This window comes from Nitratireductor sp. PBL-C9 (assembly GCF_050877045.1).
GTDB lineage: Bacteria > Pseudomonadota > Alphaproteobacteria > Rhizobiales > Rhizobiaceae > Nitratireductor > Nitratireductor aquimarinus.
The window spans coordinates 1-18,995 of the sequence record NZ_JBPAXW010000009.1; the positions used below are offsets into that span (position 1 = coordinate 1).

Here is an 18,995-nt window from a genome sequence, read left to right on the forward strand (position 1 = left end):
CGTAACTTCTGATTAGAAGTTGCGCTGGAAGCGGATGAAGCCGCTCCAGTGGTCGTCCATGATCGGAGTACCAGCCGGCGCATCAATGTTGGTGTAGTTGACTGCGAGCTTCGCGTCGAAGTTCTCGACGATCTCGTAATCCACGGTCAGACCAGCGTTGATGACATCAACGTCGCCGCCTGCGAGGTTCGAGATGAAGTCATGACCAACGGCGTCGTAGTACTGAGCACCGATAGAAGCCTTCAGCTTCGGCGTGAACTTGTAGCCGATGAGGCCGCCAACGGACCACTCCGAACCGAAGCGAGCAACGTTCGGCGTGCCGAAGCCGCCGAGATCGAACGGATCGGTCGAGTAGAAGTTGATGCCGCTTTCGTAGATCGCCATTGCCTGTGCAAACAGACGCTCGGTCAGGTCAGCCTTGACGATTGCCTTAAGAGCGAACTCTTCTGCAGTTGCGTCGTAAGCAGCGTAGAAGTCTGCAGTGCCCCAACCCTGAGCAACGCCAACCTTACCGACGAAGTTCGGCGTGTAGTCGTAGTTGCTGTCAGCCTCTTCGAGAGCGAGCGTGGCGGTGAAGCCGTTGCCTGCTGCGAAGGTGTAGTTGATGAAGTGAACGCGATCACCACCGCCATTGTCGAACTCACCCGAGATGGATGCGTCGTACAGCGTGTCGGAGAGACCCATGGAGAGGCCGCCGAGCGAGATGATTGCCTGCTGCAGACCAACGGTCGAGCCAACACCCGTGGAGTAGGCGTTGCCGTCGTTGACGTCCCAAGCAGCCGGGAACGTAGCGGTCGCACCGGTCGTGGACGTTGCGCGCAGCTTGATGAAGCCGCCGAGCGTGCCGTATTCGGTCTCGGAGCGGGCGTCGATGTTGAGCTCGCCGCGAGCGTACTTGCGCCAGCCGTCGTCGTTCTCGTTCCAGTTGATCTGGTAACGGACCATGCCGCCGATCTTCAGGCAGGTTTCGGTGCCCGGGATGTAGAAGAAGCCTGCGCCGTAGACGTCGCAAACGCGAACGTATTCCATCGGCTCCGGCTCGGGAACGACAATCGGGTCGGCTGCTTTTGCGCCGGTGGCAGCAGCTGCGAGAGCTGCGGAGCCGATGAGAAGGCTCTTGAGTTTCATGTGTGACCTCCAAAGTCAAACTTACAAACGAAAGCGAAGAGCCTGTAACTCAGACCCCCGTGAAAAGACGTGTGATTCACCCCTCTTTCCGGGAGCATTAATCATCCCGTCATAGAGATAGGCAAGCGCGTAGAGGCCAATTTGACGCCAGTTAGGTGGGTATGTGGCGAGGGCGTGGCAAAAATGCTACACAAGTGCTGGTCACGTTAATCTTCTGTTTACACATTGATCTCCACCGAAATTCAAATCCAGGTGGACCGGAGAACTTCCTTCTGTTTAATTGCGGTTCTCGATCTCCAGTCGAGAGTTGCCCTCAGTCAACGGCTCCAATTCCTGCGGGGCTGCTGGCTGGGTGGCGCTGCCGACATAATGGGGGTGGCGTCTCCTCCGATAACGCGTTGACTCTTGTTGCTGCGGCGCGGTGGCGTACATAGTTTCCTACCTTGCAAAACTTGCGGTGAAGTCTCCATTCTTCGAAATCGCTTCGAAGGTGAGAGCTCGTACTCAACACAATGCAGCGCTCGCAGATCGCAGCTGACCACGATTGTATCTGGCTGAAAGAAATGAAGCCGTCACGCCGTTCTAGACAAATCCAAGAAGTGGTTTGAGAGGTTTCGGGCGCCCTGAGTTGGTTCCGGGTTCGACTAAAATGTTCGCAGTCTAGGCTATCCGCAATTCACCGACGCAATGCTGGATGGCGGTAGTTTCTGATTTGAGTAATCGTTCAGTGACCAATTCAAGGGGCCGGTTCGTCTGAGGTTGGTCAGGGCGCGGTTGCTGAATATGGCGGCAGAGAAGCTTGGTCACCTGTTCAAAGTGAGTGAGTCTCGTCAGCCTGACGCGACGTGCGCGTATTAATTGCCAATCAGAATGTCGACACTTCACGCAATGATCTTCGGTACGAAGAGGGCGAATCTATGTTGCGTCCATGTCGCGTGGAGTAGCCGAGTGCCGCCGGAAGTCCTTGGAAATCAAGGATAGCCAGTTGCAACACAGTGCAACATGGTTTTTGGGGTTGGTTTTGATAAAGCATTGAATTTATTGGCGATCCCGACAGGATTCGAACCTGTGACCCTCAGATTAGGAATCTGATGCTCTATCCTGCTGAGCTACGGGACCGCTGACGCCTCTCATAACGCGATGAGGCCGCTTCGCCAAGAATGAAATGGCATGATCCCCCTGTGGCAGGCATTGCCTGCCACAGCCTTTATGGTCATGCGCTTTTCAGGAGCTTCAGGCCGCGAGCGCCTTTTCGGCGAGGCGCACCCAATAGCTCACGCCATGGGGGATCACTTCGTCGTTGAAGTCGTAGCGCGTGTTGTGAAGTGCTGCGCTGTCGCCGTTTCCGATGAAGATGAACGCGCCGGGGCGCGCCTCCAGCATGTAGGAAAAATCCTCGCCGCCCATGGTCGGGGTGACATTGGTGTCGACCTGCGCCGCACCCGCCACGTCGCTGGCGACGCCGCTGGCGAAAACCGTTTCCTCGGCATGGTTGAAGGTCACGGGATAGTTGGAGTCATAATACACATCCACCTCCGCGCCATGGGCGGCGGCAACGCCTTCGCAGATGGTGCGCATGCGCTTTTCGGCGTCCGCGTTCACCTCTTTCTTGAGGGTGCGTACGGTGCCGGCAAGCTCCACCGTGTCGGGGATGACGTTCAGCGCATCGCCGGCATGGAACTTCGTCACAGACACGACGACCGAATCAAGCGGATGCACATTGCGCGATGCGATGCTCTGCAGCGCCGTCACGATCTGGCTGGCCGCCAGGATCGGATCAACCACCGTATGCGGCATGGCGGCGTGTCCGCCGCGCCCTTTCACCGTGATCACGAACTCGGCCGTCGCCGCCATGATCGGGCCGGGGCAGATGGCGAACTCGCCGACCGGCAGTCCCGGCAGATTGTGCATGCCGAACACGCGCTCAATGGCGAAACGGTCCATCATCCCGTCCTTCACCATTTCGTTGCCGCCGCCGCCGCCTTCTTCGGCGGGCTGGAAGATCACCGCCACGCGGCCTTTGAAATTGCGCGTCTCGCTCAGATATTTTGCTGCGCCCAGAAGCATGGCCGTGTGCCCGTCATGGCCGCAGGCATGCATCTTGCCGGGCACGGTGGAAGCCCAGGGCTTGCCCGTCATCTCGGTCATCGGCAGGGCATCCATGTCGGCGCGCATGCCGATGGTGGGGCCTTCGCCGAGATTGCCCTGAATGATGCCGACCACGCCCGTCTGGCCGAGCCCGGTCACCACTTCATCGCAGCCGAATTCCGCAAGCTTCTCCGCCACGAAGGCGGCGGTGCGATGCACATCGAAGAGAAGTTCGGGATTGCGATGGAGATCGCGTCGCCATTCGGCGATTTCCGGCTGCAATTCGGCAGAACGGTTCAAAATGGGCATGACTTGCGGTTCCCTTCAAAATTTTGCCTGCATTCGGATTTCATTGTCGGCCGATTGTGGTCGTTCCGTTGGAATGCCGCATGGCGGGCTTTGCGGTGGCGTGGTTGTCGGATGGCGGCGCGCCCTGCCGGGACGTCTTTCCGAGATCGGGAATAGGTAAGATGTGGCGATGCCTGATTGCAAGCCGATCCGTTTGGACCAGACGGGGCTTTGCGTATTCGGGTATCACGGGCGGGTATCGCAGGCATCGGCATTTCGGGCGACGGGATGCACGGTTTTTTGCTATAAGCTTCAGCTTCGCGTTAAATGGCCGGGCTGATCTGGACAGGCCGGACAGGATTGACGCCGCCCGTCGAAAAAGTGTCATCGGCACGTAGGACAACGAGAGCGCCTGACGATGCAGGCGGATATGAAATTCGGATAAAGCGCATGTGTTTCTCAAGGGTGGTCACGCCGATCGTGGCCGGGACTGTGGCCGGGGCAGTGATGGGGATGGTGGCGGCAGTCGCACCGGCATCCGCCGGGCCGACGATCGTGATCGACGTCAACAGTGGCAGGGTTCTGTCGCATGAAGATGCGTTCCAGCGCTGGTACCCGGCTTCCATCACCAAGCTGATGACGGCCTATGTGGCTTTCGAAGCGGTGCAGAAGGGCGAGCTGCAGTTCAACTCGCCGATCACCATAAGCAAGAAAGCCACCCGCGAGCCGCCGAGCAAGATGGGCTATCCGGCGGGCTCTGTTCTGACCCTCGACAACGCCATCAAGCTGATCATGGTGAAGTCCGCCAACGACGTTTCGACGGCGATTGCCGAGAATGTCGGTGGATCGGTGGGCGCGTTTGCCGAGCGCATGAACGCCGCCGCCCGCAAGCTGGGCATGACCGGCACGAATTATGTGAACCCGCACGGCCTGTTCTCCACCGAGCAATACACGACGGCGCGTGATCTCGCCCTTCTGGTGCGCGCCATTCGCACCGAGTTTCCGCAGCATGCGCATTATTTCTCGATGGAAGCCGTGCGCGCTGGCGACAAGATTCTGCCGAACTACAACTGGCTGGTTGGCCGTTTCCCCGGCGCTGACGGCATGAAGACGGGCTATATCTGCTCGTCCGGTTTCAATCTGGCAGCCACGGCCACGCGCAACGGGCGCACACTGGCGACCATCGTTCTTGGCGCGCCCTCCCAGGTGGAGCGCGGCGAGGAGGCTGCACGCCTTCTGGCTGAAGGGTTCCAGATTCAGGGCGCGGTTGCGCCCTCGCTTCAGAATTTCGCACCCTATGGCAATGGCCGGAACGTCGCTGTCGACCTGCGTCCGCAGATCTGCTCGGAAGCTGCGGTGAAGGCCCGTTATGAGCGCGGTGATGATGATGGCATGCTTGTGCAGCGTTCGCCCTATCTCACGGCGATGGATCATGAGCCGCGCGCCGTGACGATCGGTCTGGGCGGAGCGACCGGCCCTGCGCCTTCGGTGCCGCGTTTTGCAGATGTGCCCATCCCCACGCCACGGCCCGATTACCCGTTCAAGAGCGCCACGGCCGAAACGGGGCAGGGTGGCTGAGGCGATGGCCGCAAAAATAGCGCTCACGCTGGTCACCGGCTTTCTCGGGGCAGGCAAGACGACCCTGATCAACCGGTTGCTGCGCGATCCGGCTCTTTCGGACACGGCCGTCATCGTCAATGAGTTCGGCGCGGTCGGCATCGATCACCTGCTGGTGGAAGAAGCATCCGACGGTGTCATCGAACTCTCCGATGGATGTCTGTGCTGCACCGTGCGCGGGGCGCTGGTGGACACGCTTCTCGGGCTTGATGAGCGCCTGTCGGACGGGCGCGCGGATGCGTTGAAGCGCGTGGTGATCGAGACCACCGGCCTTGCCGATCCGGTGCCTGTGCTGCAGGCGCTGGCGGCGCATCCGGCGTTGGCCGCGCGCTTCCGGCTGGATGGCGTCGTGACGCTGGTTGACGCGGTGCATGGGCTGGAAACCCTGAAAGCGCATGAAGAGGCCCGCCATCAGGTGGCGGTGGCTGACAGGCTGCTCCTGACAAAGGTGGATATGGCCGATGCCGCGACCCTGTCTCGCCTGAAGGCGCAGCTCGCCACGCTTGCGCCCGGGCTCGAACCGCTCATTGCCGCCGAGCTGGAGCCGGTGGCGGTCATCGATTGCAGCGCGCTGGATATCGGTGCGCGCGCCGCCGGGGCGATGCGCCATCATCATACCCATGAGCACCATCACCATGGCCATGATCATCACGACCACGACCACGACCATGATCACGCGCACAGCGCGGCGTTCGATACGATCCTGCTCACGCATGACCGGCCTATCGGCGGCGCGGCGCTTGAAGGTTTTCTCGACCTCCTGCGCAGCCAGTGCGGGGCGCAGATCCTGCGGCTGAAAGGGCTTGTAGAGCTGGTTGAAAATCCGGAAAGGCCGCTCGTGGTGCAGGGCGTTCGTCAGGTGCTGCACGAGCCGCGTTGGCTGCCTGCCTGGCCCGACGAGACACGCGGCGTGCGCCTGGTGATCATCGGAGCCGGACTGGACGAGCGCTATATACGCGGGCTGTTCTCAGCCTTTGTGGGCGAGGCAAGGGTGGATACGCCCGACAGGGCCGCGCTGGAAGACAACCCTCTCGCCATCGCCGGTTTCCGACGCTGACAGGCGGGGCCGGCCTCCGGTGCTCCATCAAACGCTGCTCGTCCCCTGTGGGGCTGAAGATGGTATACGATAAGCGATACGGTGATGCCGTGCGTGGTTCGACAGGCTCACCATGAGGGATGGCGCTGGTTGTGAAACCTGCGGCGACGCCTCTGGTTGAGACGCTCTGTCAGGCTCTCCATCCCTCATGGTGAGCCTGTCGAACCACGCACGGCGATCTACAGCAGTTTCAGGAAAAGTGGGAACCGGTTTTCCGTCCGGAATTGCGCAAAAACAATAAATCAGAGCGTTTTCGCAATTCCAGCAAAAGCGGAAACGCTCTAGCCCCGCTCGATGAGAAAGCGATGCCCGTCCGGCGTCGCTTCGCTCTCCACCAGTAGGTGCCCGCTCTCATTGCAAAAGGCGGGAATGTCGATCACGGCCAGCGGGTCGGTGGTTTCGAGCCACAAATGCTCGCCCGTCGCCATGCCGGCAAGGCGCTTCTTGGCGCGGAGCACCGGCAAGGGGCAATTCAGCCCCTTGAGGTCGTATGTTTCGGCGATGACCGTCACGCTCAGCGGCTGAACAGGTTCTGGATGCGACGGCGCAGCGAGGTGCCCTGGCTGCCCGCTTCGGGAGCCGGGACGGATGCCGTGCGTTCGGGGCTGGTGTTCGGCCGTGGTGCGGGGCTTGGAACCGTGCCCGCAGCCGGCGTCTCGGTCGCAGCGGTTGTCGTCTCTTCCTGCTGCTCTCCTGCCACGGCTTCCAGAGCCGTCTGAAGCCGCGAGGCGGGCTCGGCCGTGTAGGCAGAGGCCGTTGCGGCAACGGCTGGCGTGGGCGCTGCTTCCGGCGCTTCGGCAACAGCAGTTGGCGAAGGAATGTTCGGCGGCAGGCGCGAAACCTTCTCGCCACGCGCGCGGCGCTTGCTCCAGTCAGCCACGAGGCGCGCCTCGCTGTGTCCGGCAATCGTCTCCGACTGCTTGGACGAGGACTGTTTCTTGAGCGCTGCATTGAAGGCGAAGTCGTACTTTGCCTTATGCTGCTTGTAGGCGGTCAGAAGCGATTCCGGCTGGCTCATCGGCGGGCAGGATGCCGCCGGCGAGAACTTGCCGCCATTTGCGGGCTCGCTGTTGAACACGTAGCGTTTGCCGCAGACATCCACCTTTGGCGGAACCTTGGTCAGCTCGAAATGGTCGTAGCCGACCTTGAGCATCTTCCAGAAATCGTAATTCGGGTCGTTGCGGTAGCGCGCCATGTTTTCCGCTGTCATGCGGAAGGGAAACGCCTGAACCTGAAACTCCCGCTGCCCGCCCTTGAAGGAATCGCGGGCAAACGCGTAAATCTCGGAAATCTGTTCGTCGGTCATCGAATAGCAGCCGGCCGAAGAGCAGGCGCCATGCACCATCAGATGCTTGCCGGTGCGGCCGTTCGCCTGGTCATAGGCGTTCGGGAAGCCGATGTTGAAGGCGAGGTAATAGCTGGACTTCGGATTCATCTGCCCCGGACGGACGGTGTAGAAACCTTCCGGCGCCTGGCGGTCACCCTCGGTGAATTTCGGCCCGAGCTGGCCCGACCATTTGCAGATGTCATAGCTGGCGATGACGTCGTAGCGGCCATTCTGCTTGGCCTTCCAGACTTCCAGCTTTCCCTCTTCCTTGAAGATGCGCATCATCACGGGAGAGGTCTTGCTCATCCCCTTGGCCTTCATCGTCTGAACGACGCGAGACGGCAGCTGCCGCTCGGCCTTGGGCGCGATGTCTTCAAGCGTTTCGTTGCAGGCGGTCAGCGCAATCGCTGCCGACATGAGAAAGGCATATTTGATCAGGCGTGTCATGGGTATTTCGTGTCCCGCCTATTGGCCCCCGCGCGGAGAACTTAGATTGGCATTCTGCTTATAGAAAATGAAGCCTTATGCTTTCTAAAAGATTACCGATCGCACCATGCAATGAAGCCATGCTGTGACCATTTCGCGGCATTTTGTCTGTATTTATGGCCTTTTCGCGGCTTTTAGGCGAGGAAAGGCCTGCGTGCAAGCCTTGTCGTTAGCCGACGGTTGTGCGGAAGCCCGGTTGTCTGCGGGTTTGCGTCGCTATTCTGACGTTGAAAATATGCTCGCCGCTCCGCGCATGGTTGGGTGTGTTTTTCTCCATTTTGAAGCTTTCGACAAAATTTTTGCTTTCTGATTTCGCTGTATCGGCGACCCATAGAAAAATCTTCTCCAATCCCTATTTTCCCGGCACTCATCAATCGGATTGGCGCGCAACGCGCCCTGGAGAACTCAATGCGTAAACTGGCATTTGCAGCAGCCGTCCTCGCCGCCACCGTTTCGGCGTCTCATGCCGAGACGATCCGCGTCGGCATGTCCGGCGGCTATTTCCCCTTCACTTTCGTCAAGCAGGACAAGCTGCAGGGCTTCGAGGTCGATGTCCTGAACGCCGTCGCCGAGGAAACGGGCGATGAAGTTGAATTCGTCACGATGAGCTTTTCGGGTCTGATCGGTGCGCTCGAATCCAACCGGATCGACACCATCGCCAATCAGATCACCATCACGCCGGAGCGCGAGGCGAAGTTTGCATTCTCGCAGCCCTATGTGATCGACGGTGCGCAGGTGGTGGTGAAGAAGGGCAACGAGACCGAGATCACCGGACCGGAAAGCCTGAAGGGGCGCACCGTGGCCGTCAACCTGGGCTCCAATTTCGAGGCGCTTCTGCGTGAACTGCCCTATGCCGACGAGATCGACATCAAGACCTATGAGAGCAATCTCGAGCAGGAGACGGCGCTTGGCCGTGTCGACGCTTTCGTCATGGACCGGGTCAGCGCCACCCAGGTGATCAAGGAAACGCCGCTGCCGCTGGCGCTCGCCGGCAAGCCCTTCTCCGAACTGCGCAACGCGCTTCCTTTCCGCAATGACGATGAGGGCAAGGCCCTGCGCGACCGCGTGAATGCGGCCATCGCCACGCTGAAAGAGAACGGCAAGCTCACCGAGATTTCGCAAAAGTGGTTTGCCGCCGACATCACCCGATAGGCGATCAAGCCTGTCTATAGAGCATGAGAGGCGGGGACCATGAGGCCGCTTGATCTCGAATATATGCTGGGGCTCGTCCCCGTGCTTCTCAAATATGTGCCGCTGACGCTTGCCATGGCGTCGGTGGCCATGATCCTCGCGCTGGTGCTTGCCTCGCTCATGGCCGTTGTCCGCGTCATGCGTGTGCCGCTGCTCGATGGTTTCGTACAGTTCTTCATCAGCTTCTTTCGCGGCACGCCGTTACTGGTGCAGCTGTTCCTGTTCTATTACGGCCTGCCGCAGGTCTTCTCGTCGCTGACCGCGATCAATGGCGTGACGGCTGCGATCATGGGCATCACGCTGCATTTCGCCGCCTACATGGCCGAGAGCATCCGCGCCGCCATTCTCGGCGTCGACCGCTCCCAGTGGGAAGCCTCTTTGTCCGTGGGTATGACCACGCCGCAGATGATGCGCCGCATCGTGTTGCCGCAGGCCGCGCGCATCGCCGCGCCCACGCTGGTCAATTACTTCGTCGATATCATCAAGAGCACATCGCTTGCCTTCACGCTGGGCGTGACGGAGCTGATGGGCGCGGCGCAGAAAGAGGCCGCCGGCAGCTTTCTCTATTTCGAGGCCTTCATCCTGGTGGCGCTCATCTACTGGGGGATTGTCGAGGCTCTGACGATCGTTCAGCGGCAGCTTGAGGCGCGGCTCGGAAAGGCGGTGGCGCGATGATTTCGGTCAAGGGGCTCACCAAGCGTTTCGGCGAGAACACCGTTCTCGATGGCATCGATCTCGATATCCAGGCGGGTGAACGGGTTGCCATCATCGGCCCGTCCGGCACCGGCAAGTCCACCCTGCTGCGCTCGCTGAATTTTCTGGAAACGCCCGATGCGGGAACGATCACGGTGGGGCCGGTCACGGTGGATGCGGCCAGCGCAAAGCCTGCCGACAGGCTCGCGCTCAGGCGGCAGACATCCTTCGTGTTCCAGAACTACGCGCTGTTTGCCAACAAGACCGCGCGCGACAACATCGCCGAAGGGCTGATCACGGTTCGCGGCTGGGAAAAGGCGAGGGCATATGCCCGCGCCGAAGAAATCCTCGCGACCATCGGTCTTGCCGACAAGGCGCAGAGCTATCCGGCCTCCCTGTCAGGCGGCCAGCAGCAGCGCGTCGGCATCGGCCGCGCCATGGCGGCGGAAGCCGAGATCATGCTGATCGATGAGCCCACATCGGCGCTTGATCCGGAGTGGGTGGACGAAGTTCTTCAGCTTCTGAAACGCGTCGCGGATGCGCGCCAGACCATGCTGATCGTCACGCATGAGATGCAGTTTGCCCGCGACATTGCAGACCGCATTCTGTTCATGGATGGCGGGCGGATCGTCGAGCAGGGGCCGCCCGAGGCGATCTTCAGCAATCCGAAAGACCCGCGCACCCGCGCATTCCTGCGCAAGGTTTTGCGATAGCCTCGATCCCGAAACCAGAACGGGCCGCGTTTCCATGAAACGCGGCCCGTTCTGTCATTTTCGTATTCACGGGGGGCGGCAGGTGAGGTCGCCTGACCGCCGGGTGTCTTAGAGCGTGCGGCCGATGGCGAGGAACTTCTCGCGGCGGTGCTCGCGGTAGTCCATCTCTTTGCCCGAAAGCTCGGCGAAGCCCTTCTCGATCTGGGCAGCCGTCGCCTCGAGCACCTTCTCAGGTCCGCGATGCGCGCCGCCGATGGGCTCGGGGATGATCCCGTCGATCACCTTCAGGTTCATGAGATCCTGCGCGGTGATCTTCATGTTGGTCGCCGCATCCTTGGCGCGCGATGCATCGCGCCACAGGATCGAGGCCGCGCCCTCGGGCGAGATCACCGAATAGATCGAATGCTCAAGCATGTAGACCTGGTTGGCGGTGGCGATGGCAATCGCGCCACCCGAGCCGCCTTCGCCGATCACGACGGCAATGTTCGGAACCTTGAGGCCAAGGGACCTGGAGGTCGACTGGGCGATGGCTTCGGCCTGGCCGCGCTCTTCCGCGCCAATGCCGGGATAAGCGCCGGTCGTGTCCACGATGCTGATCAGCGGAATGCCGAAGCGGTCGGCCAGGTCCATCACGCGCACCGCCTTGCGGTAGCCTTCGGGACGGGCCATGCCGAAATTGTGCTTCAGGCGGCTCTGCGTGTCATTGCCCTTTTCCTGACCGAGCACCGCAACGGACTCGCCGTTGAACCGGGCAAAGCCGGCGATGACGGCATTGTCTTCGCCATAGGCGCGGTCGCCGGCCAGCGGCGTGAAATCGGTGAACAGGCCGCGCACATAGTCAAGGCAATGCGGCCGGTCGGGATGGCGCGCCACCTGGGCCTTCTGCCACGGCGTCAGGGAGCGGTAGATTTCTATGAGCGCATCCTTGGAGCGCTTCTCAAGGCGTGCGATCTCGTCGGCAACGTCCACCGCTTCACCGCTTTCGGCGAGCTTTTTCAGTTCGAGGATCTGTCCTTCGAGATCGGCAACGGGCTTTTCAAAATCGAGATAGTTGTACATTCACTCGCCAAATCGAACACGAGACACTGCGATAAAGGCATCTCTAGGTTGAACACGGCCTGCCGCCGGTAATGTGACGCTCCACATAACGTTGATGAAGCTAATCGGCAAGCGGATGGTGCTTTTGAACCAGCTCGGCAAGGCGTTTTTCAAGCACATGCGTATAGATTTGCGTCGTTGATATGTCCGAATGGCCGAGCAATTCCTGTACTGCGCGCAGATCTGCGCCATTCTGCAGGAGATGGCTTGCAAAGGCGTGACGCAACACATGCGGAGAGATTTTGGAGGTCTCTATGCCTGCGCGCGCGGCGACTTTCTTCAACTCCCGCGCAAAGACCTGGCGCGGCAGATACCCGCTTTCCGAGCTCGCCGGAAACAGCCAGGTGCTCTCCGCACAGGCCGGTTTTTCAGCCCTAACGGAAAGCCAGGCCTGCATTGCGGTGCGGGCCTTTCCCGAAAGGGGCACGATGCGCTCCTTGCCGCCCTTGCCGCGCACGGCGAAGAAGCGCTCGTCGCGCAGCGCAACGGTTACCGGCAGGCTCACCAGCTCCGAGACACGCAGACCCGAGGCATAGAGCACTTCCAGAAGCGCATGCAGCCTGACGGCGGCAAGATGCTCCGGCGCGCCTTTCGCGGCTTCGCGCGCTTCGGTCTCGGCCTGTTCGAGCAGGCGGCCGGTCTCTTCCTCGCTCAGCGTCTTGGGCAGGCCGCGCCCCTTTTTCGGGCTGTCCAGAACGCCCGTCGGGTCGTCGCCGCGCAGACCTTCCGCATAGAGGAACTGAAAGAACTGCCTGAGCGCGGAGAGCTTTCGCGTCTGCGTCGTGGCGGCAAACCCCTGTGCCGAAAGCGCGCCCAGAAAATCGCGCAGTTCGTCCGCGCCCGCATCCTGAAGGGCGTTTCCACCGGCGGCGATGTGCAGGGCGGCGTCTTCCAGATCGCGGCGATAGGAGGCCAGCGTGTTGTCGCTCGCACCGCGTTCGGCCGCCATCATTTCCAGAAAGGCTTCGATGCGCGCGCCGCTGCCGATCTTCATTGTCATTGCGTGGGGTTTAGCCTGTCCACGGGAACGCGTACGCTCATCTCGCCGGTCTCCGGTTCAACGAATGTCGCAAGTGCAATCATGGCGCCGTAAACAAGGCCAACCAGGATCGCCACGATAACCAAAAGCCGAAAAAGTGTCGGCATGCATCAAGACCCGATCTGTTTCTTCTGCCCCTGCGCGTTTTATGGGGTGCCGGCCCATTCATTGCAAGCATGTGGGAAAGTATCTGGACCGCCAGCCTGTCAATCGCTTGACGGATCACGGCTTTTGTGTCGAAACCGGCGCACAGAGGCGCGAGTATGACAGTCACCGAATACCCTTCCGTTCCCGATCCCGAGAAACTGGCCCGCCGGCTGGGCAGGCGGTCGCTTGTCTTCGTCGGTCTCATGGGCGCCGGCAAGACGGTGATCGGCCGCCGCGTCGCCGATGCGCTGAAACTTCCGTTCATAGACAGCGATCACGAGATCGAAACGGTCTCCCGCATGACGGTGCCGGATCTGTTCGCCACCTATGGCGAGGCCGAGTTCCGCTCGCTGGAGCGGCGCGTGATCGCCCGGCTTCTGAAGAGCGGCCCGCGCGTGGTCTCCACCGGCGGCGGCGCGTTCATGAACCCGCTGACGCGCCGCGCCGTTGCGCGCCGGGGCGTTTCCGTCTGGCTCAAGGCCGATCTGCCCACTTTGATGGAGCGGGTCAGCCGCCGTTCCCACCGGCCGCTCCTGAACAACAGCGATCCCGAAGGCGTGATGCGGCGTCTCATGGAAGAGCGCTATCCACTCTACGAGGAATCCGACATCACCGTGCACTCGCGCGATGAAGCCAAGGATGTCATCGTCAGCGAGGTCATCGCCGCGCTCGATGAGCATCTGCGCGAGCAGGCAAGGCGACGGGAAGAAGAAAAGCAGAAGGAAAGCCGGTCATGAACGATGCCACGAAGGCGCTTGCCACCGTCAATGTTTCGCTTGGTGCGCGCGCCTATGACATCCTGATCGGGCCTGGCCTCCTGCAGAGCGCGGGTGAGGAAATTGCACGCCGCCTTCCGGGCGTGCGCGCCGCCATTGTGACGGACAGCAATGTCGCGGAAGGTCATCTCGCCACGCTGCAGGCCGGGCTTGAAGCGGCCGGCATCGAGGCGACCGCCATCACCGTTGCACCCGGCGAGCGCTCGAAGCGTTTCGCCACGCTTGAAGAGGTGGTGTCCGGCATTCTCGACGCCCGTCTGGAGCGCGGCGATATCGTCATTCCGCTGGGCGGTGGCGTTGTCGGCGATCTCGCGGGCTTCGCCGCAGGCATCGTGCGGCGCGGCATGCACTTCGTTCAGGCCCCGACATCGCTTCTCGCACAGGTGGATTCCTCGGTCGGCGGCAAGACCGGCATCAACACGGCGCATGGCAAGAACCTTGTGGGCGTCTTCCATCAGCCGCAGCTGGTCATCGCCGACACGGCGGTGCTCGACACGCTGCCACCGCGCGAATTCCGCGCCGGCTATGCCGAAGTCGCCAAATACGGGCTGATCGACCGGCCGGATTTCTTCGCCTGGCTGGAGAAGAACTGGCAGGCGGTGTTCGATGGCGGGCCTGAGCGCGTGGAAGCCATTGCGCAGTCCTGTCAGGCAAAGGCCGATGTGGTGGCGCGCGACGAGCTGGAAATGGGCGACCGCGCGCTGCTCAATCTCGGACACACTTTCGGTCACGCGCTGGAAGCGGCCACGGGCTATGACAGCGCGCGTCTGGTGCATGGCGAGGGCGTGGCCATCGGCATGGCGCTGGCGCACCGCTTCTCGGCCAGGCTCAACCTGGCGAGCCCCGACGATGCCGGGCGCGTCGAGGCCCATCTTTCAGCGGTTGGCCTGCCGACCCGGCTTTCCGATGTTCCCGGCGGCCTCCCTGGCGCGGAGCAGCTTTTGACCTATATCGCGCAGGACAAGAAGGTGTCGCGCGGCGCGCTCACCTTCATTCTCACTCGCGGCATCGGCCAGTCTTTCGTGGCGAAAGACGTGCCGACCAGCCAGGTTCTTTCCTTCCTTGAGGAGTCTCTTCCCCAATGACACCAGAGATGTGGATCACCGGCGGCATCATTCTGGGCCTGATCGCGCTCTCTTTCCTGTTTTCAGGAACCGAAACCGGCATGACCGCTGTTTCGCGGGCCAGGCTGCACACTATGGAGGCCAATGGCGACGCGCGCGCCGGTCTTGTCGACCGCCTGATCCAGCGTCGCGACCGGCTTGTCGGCGCATTGCTGATCGGCAACAATCTGGTCAACATCCTTGCCTCGGCGCTCACCACCAGCCTGTTCCTGAAGCTCTTCGGCGATGCCGGCGTGGTCTACGCCACCATCATCATGACCGTGCTTCTGGTGATCTTCGCGGAAATCCTGCCCAAGTCCTGGGCGCTTGCGAAGCCGGAGCAGTTCGCGCTCACCGTGTCGCCCTTCGCGCGCGTCGTGGTGATGATGTTCGGCCTCCTGTCGTCGCTCGCCAACGGCATTGTGCGGCTGCTCCTGTCCATCTTCGGGGTCGATCTGCAAAGCCGCGAATCCATGCTTTCCGCCCATGAGGAGCTGCGCGGCACCGTCGAGGTTCTGCACCGCGAGGGCGCGGTGGTGAAGCAGGATCGCGACCGCGTTGGCGGTCTGCTCGACCTGCACGAGCTGGAACTTTCCGACGTGATGATCCACCGCACCAACATGCGCTCCGTCAATGCCGACGAAGCGCCGGAAGTGGTGGTGCGTGAAATCCTGCGCAGCCCCTATACGCGCATTCCCATCTGGAAGGGCTCCACGGAAAACATCGTCGGCGTCGTCCACGCCAAGGATCTCCTGCGCGCGCTGGGCGATGTGCAGAACGATTATTCCAGGATCGACATTGCCAAGGTCGCTTCAAAGCCGTGGTTCGTGCCCGACACGACAACCCTGCAAGACCAGCTCAACGCCTTCCTGCGGCGCAAGGCACACATCGCCATCGTCGTCGACGAATATGGCGAGGTGGAAGGCCTGGTCACGCTTGAGGACATCATCGAAGAAATCGTCGGCGATATTGCCGATGAGCACGATGTGGAGGTTCAGGGCGTCAAGCAGGAGGCCGATGGCTCCATCGTGGTGGAAGGCTCCGTGCCGATCCGCGACCTGAACCGCGCGCTCGACTGGAACCTGCCGGACGAGGAGGCAACCACGATTGCCGGTCTCGTCATCCACGAGACGCAGACCATTCCCGACGAGAAGCAGGCCTTCACCTTCTTCGGCAAGCGCTTCATCGTCATGAAGCGCGACAAGAACCGCATCACGAGACTTCGGATCAGGCCGCTTGCCTGATCCGGGCGATTGGACCTGTCAGTGATCGTTGCTCCTAAAATGACCATAGTCATTGCCTATGGTCATTTTCGTTTCTATCTTTCGACAGCAGACGCTGGAGTGTCGATATGACTGTTGAGATATCCAAATCCCGTTTCAAGGCGCGTGCACTTGAGTATTTCCGCGAGGTGGAAAGAACCGGCCAGCCGATAACCATTACGGATCACGGCAGGCCGACACTGGAAATCCGCGCGCTTGAGAAAAAGACAGGTGCGCGCGACGCGCTCGAGCGCCTCAGGGGATCGGTGAAATCCTACGAGCGCCCTTTCGAGCCCGTCGATGAGGCTGACTGGGATGCGTTGAATTGATCGGGATCGACACGCATGTGCTTGTCTGGTGGGCCAATGGCGACACCGACAGACTAAGCCCGGCGGCGCTTGATGCGCTTGATGCTGCTCTGTCGGGCGGAAAAATCTTCATGTCGTCCATTACGGCATGGGAAATCGCCATGCTGGCCGCCCGTGGCAGGCTCCTTCTATCGGAAGATGTCCGCCACTGGCTGGATGTGGTCGCGGAGGTCCCTGCCGTCGAGTTTGTGCCCGTCGACAATGAGATCGCGGTTTTGAGCACCCGCCTCGGGGATGGCTTCCACCGCGATCCCGCAGACCGTTTTATCGTGGCGACATGCCAGAAGCTTGCGGTGCCTCTGGTTACAGCCGATGAGAAAATCAGGCGATACCCGCATCTCACCACAATCTGGTGACAGCGAGCCTTACCAGCGCGTCGGTTCGCCCGGCGCTGCCGGTTCGATGGCGAGTGCGTGCACGCTGTCTTTCAGCTCTTCGGCGAGCAGTTCGTTGACGGCGCGGTGGCGCTCGACGCGGTTCATCTTCGCAAACGCATCGGCGACGATGCGCACGCGGAAATGCGTTTCGCCCGTGCCGTCGAAATGTTCCTGATGGCCCGCATGCAGGTGGCTCTCATTGATCACGGCAAGCCGCTCCGGCGAAAATGCATCCGTGAGCTTGCTTTCTATCGTCGACTGGATGGACAATGACGTCTCCTCACACCATATGGGGGCTATCCCCAAATTCACGTTCGATTCAAGCGCTAGGTCGAACTTTGGCCAAAAGTCAATTCTTGTATCCCGGCGCTGAGCGGCCATACTTCCACACTGATTTGGTGACACGCAGTCCGATATGAAACCCTACTCGAAATATTTCGAGAAAATTCGCATTCGACCCGACCCGCAGGCGGAGGCGAAATCTCGCGCGCCACGCTGCCAGTGGGATGGCTGTGATGAGCCGGGCATGCATCGCGCGCCTGTCGGGCGTCACGCGGAGGGGCAGTATTTCCGCTTCTGCGTCGATCACGCCCGGCAATACAACAAGGGCTACAACTATTTCTCCGGTCTCAGCGATTCCGAGGTCGCGCGCTATCAGAAGGAAGCGCTGACCGGCCACCGTCCGACCTGGAAAATGGGTGGCAGCGGAGAGACACGGGCTGCGGCTGATTTCTCCTCCTATCGGTCGGGCCGCGCGGCTTATCACAACCGGGTGGGTGACCCGTTCAACATGTTTGGCGAGCAGCAGGCCGCGCGCAAGCCGCGCGAAAAGCGGTTGAAGCCGCTTGAGGCCAAGGCGCTCGAAACACTGGGCCTGGGCGCACAAGCGACTGGCGAACAGATCAAGTCGCGGTATAAGAACCTGGTGAAGCAGCACCATCCCGATGCGAATGGTGGCGACCGGGGTTCTGAAGACCGGCTCAGAAGCGTGCTTGAAGCATACCGTCTGTTGAAACAGGCGGGTTTCTGTTAAAGCGGGCGTCTGATAAGACGCGTTGAACAAAGTCTGATGAGACGCTCCGGAAAAACGAACAGTTCAAGCGATGCAGGCAAGGGCCTGGCCGCTGGAGGCATGATGAACAAGATTGACCGCGATATCGCCAATTTGCCCGATACGACCGTTTCGGTGAAAGACACGTTCGGCTTTGAGTCCGACATGGTTGTGCCAGCCTATTCCGTGGCCGATTCCCACGTGCCGGACGTCGATCCCGACTATCTGTTCGACAAGCAGACGACGCTCGCCATTCTGGCGGGCTTTGCGCACAATCGCCGCGTGATGGTTTCCGGTTATCACGGCACCGGCAAGTCGACCCATATCGAGCAGGTCGCCGCGCGTCTCAACTGGCCCTGCGTCCGCATCAATCTCGACAGCCATGTCAGCCGTATCGACCTCGTCGGCAAGGACGCCATCGTGGTCAAGGACGGCAAGCAGGTCACCGAGTTCAAGGACGGTATCCTGCCCTGGGCTTATCAGCACAATGTCGCGCTCGTTTTCGACGAGTATGACGCCGGCCGCCCGGATGTGATGTTCGTCATCCAGCGTGTTCTGGAATCGTCCGGCCGCCTGACCCTGCTCGACCAGAGCCGCGTCATCCGCCCGCATCCCGCCTTCCGCATCTTTGCCACGGCCAACACCGTCGGTCTTGGCGACACGACCGGCCTCTATCACGGCACGCAGCAGATCAACCAGGCGCAGATGGACCGCTGGTCCATCGTCACCACGCTCAACTATCTGCCGCATGACGACGAAGTCGCCATCGTTCAGGCAAAGAACAAGCATTTCCAGAACGAGAAGGGCCGCGAGACGATCTCGCGCATGGTGCGCGTTGCCGACCTCACGCGTTCGGCCTTCATGAATGGCGACCTGTCGACCGTCATGAGCCCGCGTACGGTGATCATGTGGGCCGAAAACGCCGAGATCTTTGGCGATGTCGGCTTCGCCTTCCGTCTCACCTTCCTGAACAAATGCGATGAGCTGGAGCGTGCGCTGGTCGCCGAGTTCTACCAGCGCGCCTTTGGCGAGGAACTGCCGGAGAGCGCTGCCAACGTCGCGCTGAGCTAAGGCTATTCCAGTCAGGTGGAGATACCTGACGCCCGCAAAAATGCGGAAGACAGGTAGTTGGAGCGGAACAGCGTTT

General features: G+C 61.0%; 20 protein-coding genes and 1 tRNA gene. 12 read left to right on the forward strand and 9 right to left on the reverse strand.

The window, feature by feature from the left end; genetic code table 11:
* Positions 1-12: 12 nt before the first annotated feature.
* The 3 genes from ACRTG1_RS18155 to ACRTG1_RS18165 form a co-directional block, all read right to left on the reverse strand.
* Positions 13-1,128 carry a porin gene (locus tag ACRTG1_RS18155; RefSeq protein WP_432516646.1) on the reverse strand — a complete coding sequence of 372 codons (1,116 nt, stop codon included), beginning with the start codon at positions 1,126-1,128 and terminating at the stop codon, positions 13-15.
* 1,042 nt (positions 1,129-2,170) lie between these two features.
* Positions 2,171-2,247, reverse strand: a tRNA-Arg gene (locus tag ACRTG1_RS18160).
* A gap of 114 nt (positions 2,248-2,361) precedes the next feature.
* The gene (locus tag ACRTG1_RS18165; protein ID WP_206553950.1) at positions 2,362-3,525 is read right to left on the reverse strand and encodes a M20 aminoacylase family protein; all 1,164 of its coding nucleotides are present in this window, start codon (positions 3,523-3,525) and stop codon (positions 2,362-2,364) included.
* 429 nt (positions 3,526-3,954) lie between these two features.
* On the opposite strand from ACRTG1_RS18165, the gene ACRTG1_RS18170 reads away from it, so the two are divergent.
* The gene (locus tag ACRTG1_RS18170) at positions 3,955-5,082 is read left to right on the forward strand and encodes a D-alanyl-D-alanine carboxypeptidase family protein (protein ID WP_206546071.1); all 1,128 of its coding nucleotides are present in this window, start codon (positions 3,955-3,957) and stop codon (positions 5,080-5,082) included.
* Between the two features lie 4 nt (positions 5,083-5,086).
* The gene (locus ACRTG1_RS18175; RefSeq protein ID WP_432516787.1) at positions 5,087-6,178 is read left to right on the forward strand and encodes a CobW family GTP-binding protein; all 1,092 of its coding nucleotides are present in this window, start codon (positions 5,087-5,089) and stop codon (positions 6,176-6,178) included.
* Positions 6,179-6,498: 320 nt separating this feature from the next.
* Here the strand turns inward: ACRTG1_RS18175 and ACRTG1_RS18180 are convergent, their stop codons facing one another.
* From ACRTG1_RS18180 to ACRTG1_RS18190, 3 genes are all read right to left on the reverse strand, one after another.
* Positions 6,499-6,729, reverse strand: a complete 231-nt coding sequence (locus ACRTG1_RS18180; protein WP_432516788.1) for a sulfurtransferase TusA family protein — start codon at positions 6,727-6,729, stop codon at positions 6,499-6,501.
* Between the two features lie 2 nt (positions 6,730-6,731).
* Positions 6,732-7,991, reverse strand: coding sequence for a L,D-transpeptidase family protein (locus tag ACRTG1_RS18185; RefSeq protein WP_432516789.1), 1,260 nt, complete (start codon positions 7,989-7,991; stop codon positions 6,732-6,734).
* A 208-nt stretch (positions 7,992-8,199) separates the two neighbouring features.
* Entirely contained in the window at positions 8,200-8,379 is a 180-nt protein-coding gene (locus ACRTG1_RS18190) for a hypothetical protein (protein ID WP_283799917.1), read from the reverse strand.
* A 59-nt stretch (positions 8,380-8,438) separates the two neighbouring features.
* On the opposite strand from ACRTG1_RS18190, the gene ACRTG1_RS18195 reads away from it, so the two are divergent.
* Genes ACRTG1_RS18195 through ACRTG1_RS18205 form a run of 3 tightly spaced genes read left to right on the forward strand, consistent with a single transcriptional unit; the run spans position 8,439 to position 10,627 of the window.
* Positions 8,439-9,182: an amino acid ABC transporter substrate-binding protein gene (locus ACRTG1_RS18195; RefSeq protein WP_432516790.1), complete on the forward strand. Its 744-nt coding sequence runs from the start codon at positions 8,439-8,441 to the stop codon at positions 9,180-9,182.
* 39 nt (positions 9,183-9,221) lie between these two features.
* Entirely contained in the window at positions 9,222-9,896 is a 675-nt protein-coding gene (locus ACRTG1_RS18200) for an amino acid ABC transporter permease (protein WP_432516791.1), read from the forward strand.
* A complete protein-coding gene (locus tag ACRTG1_RS18205; RefSeq protein ID WP_432516792.1) occupies positions 9,893-10,627 on the forward strand; it encodes an amino acid ABC transporter ATP-binding protein in 735 nt (244 codons plus the stop codon). The genes ACRTG1_RS18200 and ACRTG1_RS18205 overlap by 4 nt, the downstream gene beginning before the upstream one ends.
* Positions 10,628-10,735: 108 nt before the next feature.
* Here ACRTG1_RS18205 and ACRTG1_RS18210 read toward each other — a convergent pair whose 3' ends face one another.
* The gene (locus ACRTG1_RS18210) at positions 10,736-11,686 is read right to left on the reverse strand and encodes an acetyl-CoA carboxylase carboxyltransferase subunit alpha (RefSeq protein WP_113153337.1); all 951 of its coding nucleotides are present in this window, start codon (positions 11,684-11,686) and stop codon (positions 10,736-10,738) included.
* 100 nt (positions 11,687-11,786) lie between these two features.
* Positions 11,787-12,713, reverse strand: coding sequence for a site-specific tyrosine recombinase XerD (locus ACRTG1_RS18215; protein WP_162742365.1), 927 nt, complete (start codon positions 12,711-12,713; stop codon positions 11,787-11,789).
* 314 nt (positions 12,714-13,027) lie between these two features.
* Between ACRTG1_RS18215 and ACRTG1_RS18220 the strand changes: the two genes are divergently transcribed.
* From ACRTG1_RS18220 to ACRTG1_RS18240, 5 genes are all read left to right on the forward strand, one after another.
* Positions 13,028-13,648: a shikimate kinase gene (locus ACRTG1_RS18220; RefSeq protein WP_297565412.1), complete on the forward strand. Its 621-nt coding sequence runs from the start codon at positions 13,028-13,030 to the stop codon at positions 13,646-13,648.
* Positions 13,645-14,772 (forward strand): 3-dehydroquinate synthase, encoded by a 1,128-nt coding sequence (gene aroB, locus ACRTG1_RS18225; protein WP_113153333.1) that lies wholly within the window; start codon positions 13,645-13,647, stop codon positions 14,770-14,772. The genes ACRTG1_RS18220 and aroB overlap by 4 nt, the downstream gene beginning before the upstream one ends.
* Complete coding sequence (locus tag ACRTG1_RS18230; RefSeq protein ID WP_113153332.1) at positions 14,769-16,034, forward strand: HlyC/CorC family transporter; 1,266 nt, start codon at positions 14,769-14,771, stop codon at positions 16,032-16,034. Before aroB ends, ACRTG1_RS18230 begins: the two co-directional genes overlap by 4 nt.
* A 107-nt stretch (positions 16,035-16,141) precedes the next feature.
* Positions 16,142-16,381: a type II toxin-antitoxin system Phd/YefM family antitoxin gene (locus tag ACRTG1_RS18235; protein WP_113153331.1), complete on the forward strand. Its 240-nt coding sequence runs from the start codon at positions 16,142-16,144 to the stop codon at positions 16,379-16,381.
* Complete coding sequence (locus ACRTG1_RS18240; RefSeq protein WP_206994956.1) at positions 16,378-16,776, forward strand: type II toxin-antitoxin system VapC family toxin; 399 nt, start codon at positions 16,378-16,380, stop codon at positions 16,774-16,776. The genes ACRTG1_RS18235 and ACRTG1_RS18240 overlap by 4 nt, the downstream gene beginning before the upstream one ends.
* Before the next feature lie 9 nt (positions 16,777-16,785).
* Here ACRTG1_RS18240 and ACRTG1_RS18245 read toward each other — a convergent pair whose 3' ends face one another.
* The gene (locus ACRTG1_RS18245) at positions 16,786-17,067 is read right to left on the reverse strand and encodes a BolA family protein (RefSeq protein WP_113153329.1); all 282 of its coding nucleotides are present in this window, start codon (positions 17,065-17,067) and stop codon (positions 16,786-16,788) included.
* Between the two features lie 145 nt (positions 17,068-17,212).
* On the opposite strand from ACRTG1_RS18245, the gene ACRTG1_RS18250 reads away from it, so the two are divergent.
* Both ACRTG1_RS18250 and cobS read left to right on the forward strand, forming a co-directional pair.
* A complete protein-coding gene (locus tag ACRTG1_RS18250; RefSeq protein ID WP_432516793.1) occupies positions 17,213-17,830 on the forward strand; it encodes a J domain-containing protein in 618 nt (205 codons plus the stop codon).
* Positions 17,831-17,932: 102 nt separating this feature from the next.
* Positions 17,933-18,919 (forward strand): cobaltochelatase subunit CobS, encoded by a 987-nt coding sequence (cobS, locus tag ACRTG1_RS18255; protein WP_206546232.1) that lies wholly within the window; start codon positions 17,933-17,935, stop codon positions 18,917-18,919.
* Positions 18,920-18,995 lie beyond the last annotated feature (76 nt).